3 protein-coding genes are annotated in these 3441 nt (G+C 64.9%); all 3 read right to left on the bottom strand.

Annotated features, from left to right (window positions below):
- Nucleotides 1-247: 247 nt before the first annotated feature.
- Nucleotides 248-958 carry an outer membrane protein gene (locus EN994_RS23255; RefSeq protein ID WP_063168592.1) on the bottom strand — a complete coding sequence of 237 codons (711 nt, stop codon included), beginning with the start codon at nt 956-958 and terminating at the stop codon, nt 248-250.
- 214 nt (nt 959-1172) lie between these two features.
- Nucleotides 1173-2132, bottom strand: a complete 960-nt coding sequence (locus EN994_RS23250) for an AraC family transcriptional regulator (protein WP_063168593.1) — start codon at nt 2130-2132, stop codon at nt 1173-1175.
- A gap of 205 nt (nt 2133-2337) precedes the next feature.
- On the bottom strand, nt 2338-3219 hold the full coding sequence (locus EN994_RS23245; protein ID WP_063168594.1) for a DMT family transporter: 882 nt from the start codon (nt 3217-3219) through the stop codon (nt 2338-2340).
- Nucleotides 3220-3441: the final 222 nt, after the last annotated feature.

Genomic DNA, 3441 nt, shown 5'->3' with positions numbered 1-3441 from the left:
CCACTAACCGTGAGATCAAGAACAAAGCGCCACGGAGACGACAGAGGGGTCGCCGCGCGTAAAGCGCCAACGTCATCCGCAACAGCAGGCCGAGCCCAGCCGGACCGCCCCCTCTGGCCTGCCGGACCCGGCCCTTCGCTTCCGTTCCAGGCGTTCGTCGTTCGGAAAGCCAAGCGATTGGCTTTCCGTCCGCTGCGCGGACCACTCCTCACCCCCCCTCAAGGGGGAGATCAGCAGCTTCAGCGGATCAGAACTTGTAGCTGAGCCCGACCCGGATATCCTGTGTCTGGAGGTCGACATGGGTTTCCGTGGGCAGGCCGGCGGCCACCGAGAGGTCCTGGCTGCCGAAGTCCGAGTAGCGATACTCAGCTCGAGCGATCCACCTGTCGGTGAAGGCGTGCTCGATGCCGGCGCCAACCGTCCAGCCGACATGGCTGTCGCTGTGGAGCGTTACTTCGGCGGCAGGGCCACCGGCGCTGACCGCAATAAGCTCATACTTGGCCGCAGCGACGCCTGCAGTGATGTAGGGCAAGGTCCGATCGAAAGCATAGCCGGCCCGCAGCCGCGCCGACCCGGACCATTTGAGTTCGCTCTTGAGCAACGTGGTGACGCCGCCGCCGCCGGCGTCGAGGGCCGTCAGCCCATCTATGTTGCCATACGCAATGTCGGCCTCGGCGCCGATCACGAAGCTGTTCTCCATCTGGTAATTCGCGCCGATATGGACGCCGCCGATAAATCCGTTCGGATCGACGCCAACGTTGAGATCGGTGGCCCCGCCCAGTCCGCCGCCGGCGATGAACAGATTGGATTTTCCGGCCGCGTAGCCGATGTCGACGCCGGCATAGAGTCCGGACCAGTCGTAGCCGGATGCAACAGGCGAAACCTCATTGATATCAGCCGCACACGCCACACCGAGCGGCGCGAGAATGAAGGCCGTTGCGAGAAGAAGAATTTTCATTGTTGTCTGCCGCCCCATGTTGCTTCCCCGCCGCACAAATGAGCTGCGGAGATCCAGCTGTTGTCGAGAAATCCGGTGTTGCATTGTCCGCCGGCCGCGTCTTGGGCTGGGCCGCACCCGAATTGTCGGGGAAAGCACCACGGCGCTTTCCCGGTCGGTGTGGCTTTTCAGCCTCAGTCGATCGGCGCGCCGTGCATTCGGTGGCTGTCGGAAACTATCTGGCGCTGCCCGGCGTCGAGCCGAAGCGGCGGCGGAAGCAGCGGTTGAAATAGGACACGTCGGAAAAACCGCTGAGCAGCGCGATCTCGCTGATCCGCATGCGGTCGTTGCGCCTGTCGGACAGCATCCGATGCGCCCTCTGCAAGCGCAGTTCGAGAATGCGCTCGGCAAAGCTCACCCCGGTTTCCTGCAGCAGGTCATGGACATAGCGGACCGAGAGCCGCAATTGCCCGGCAACGCCCTGCGCCGAAATGGCGGGATCGGCGAAATTGTCCCGCATCTTCTGCAGTATGGCCTGCAGCCTTGCCGCGCGCAGACCGCGCAGGCCCGCCAGTTCGGCCGCTTCGCCCTTGGCGCCGGTCGCCAGGCCGATCAGGTCGACGATGGTTTCGGTGGCGTGGCCGATGAGGTCGGGCGAGACCAGGGCCGGGCCTGCTTCCAGGAAGCTGCAATAGCGCTTGAGCATGCCGAGCGCCTCATTGTCGGCGCCGACGGTCAACGCCAGCCGATCCTCTATATGAGCGAAGGCATTTTCCAGCACGGCACGGGGAAGCACCACATTGGCCCAGACATTGCTGTCGCCGCCGGTCATCTGCAACGCTTCCGAAGCCGAGACCAGGGCGGCCTCGCCTTTGCCGACGTGATAATCGCGGCCAATCTGCGTGCCGCTGAGCACCGTATCGCCATTGTTGACCAGCAGCAGATAGCCGTCGCGACCGTCGGCGGCGATATTGCCCGCCTTGCGGCTGGCATGACGTATCGTCCCGGCCATCTGTCCAAGCACCAGCGACCCGACAGCGGTGGCTTCGATCGCGGCTTCGAACGACAGTCTTTCCGAAATCGTGTATTCGACCGACCATATCTCGGCGACATGGACGTCCTGCCAGAGCGCGAAGCGTGCGCGATGATCCAGATGCGGCGGCAGATCCGCCGATGAGAAGACGTTCTTTTGCAAGGGACGACCGGCCTTTTCTACAATCGCGTCTTCACTTCGACACGCACCGTATTGGACCAGATCACGGTCTGTCCAGAGCCGGAAATACTTGTGCGCCAGGCGACAATTTCAGTGCCGTCCTGAACAAGGATTGGCCTGATTTCGCGGATCTGGCTGGCTGAATTTCGGATTACTCGAAAATACCCAGTGCCGACGAATCGTTCCCCTACTCCGGCGATGGAACCGGCGGCCGTGATGTCAGCGCCGTGCCGAAGGCGGCGACAACAACGGCAGCGATCCCGGCCAGTTGCGTCGCGGTCAGGCTTTCATGCAGGAACAGGAAGCCGGCCAGTGCACCAAGCCCAGGCTCCAGGCAGGTCAGCGTGCCGTAGATGCGCGCCGGCATGCGGGTCAGCGCCACCATCTCCAGGAAGAACGGCAATGCGCTGGAAAACAGGCCGACGAGCAGCGCGCTGACCAGGATCGACGGGGCCAGCAGCGCGGATCCCGCCTGGGCGACACCGAAGGGCAGCACCAGCACGGCGGCGATGGCCATGCCGTAGGCGGTGGTGCGGGTGCCAAGCTCCGCGCCGGCCTTCTGGGCCAGCACGATGTAGAGCGCCCAGAAGCCGCCGGCCGCCAGCGCCAGCATCACCCCGATCGGATCAAGCGGCGCGAGGGAACGAACGAAGGGCGACAACAGCAGGATGCCGGCCACCGCCAGCGCGATCCAGGCAAAGTCGCTGGCGCGCCGCGAAGTCAAGGTCGCCACCAGAAGCGGGCCGGTAAACTCCAGCGCCACCGCGATGCCGAGCGGAATCCTGGCCAGCGCTGCGTAGAACAGGAGGTTGAGGGCGGCGAGCGTCACTCCATAAGCGACCAGCCACGGCATGGTGGCACGCGAGGGCCGCATCTGCCAGGGCCGCAGCACCGCGATCAGCATCAGCGCACCGATGACCAGCCTGAGCGTCGTCGTCCCTTGCGCGCCGATCTGCGGGAACAGGCCTTTGGCGAAGGTGGCGCCGATCTGGATCGACACCATGGCGCCCATCAGTGCTGCGACAGGCAAGGGCGCCGCTTCGCGACGGGCAATCGGCGTCGGTGTCACGTGATCCCATCCTCCATATCGCCGGGTCCAAACCCGACCGGCGGCATGGAGATAGGGCGAACCGGCCGGCCTGTCGTGAGGCAGCGGCAACTGGCTGCTAGGGCACGGCCAAGTGCCGCCGGCCGGTCAGTTCAGGGATTTGCGCCGTGGCGGCGGTGCCGGGTGGCGCTGCTCGAGGGCCGCTGCCGCATCGGTGCGGCCGGTCCGGCGCAGTCTTTCGAG

The organism is Mesorhizobium sp. M7A.F.Ca.CA.002.09.1.1, assembly GCF_003998555.1.
GTDB lineage: Bacteria > Pseudomonadota > Alphaproteobacteria > Rhizobiales > Rhizobiaceae > Mesorhizobium > Mesorhizobium ciceri.
This window is presented reverse-complemented; position numbering and strand designations above follow the sequence as displayed.

Coding starts and splice junctions, on each gene's coding strand:
- EN994_RS23255 (WP_063168592.1), bottom strand. CDS start 958: ATGAAAATTCTTCTTCTCGCAACGGCCTTCATTCTCGCGCCGCTCGGT.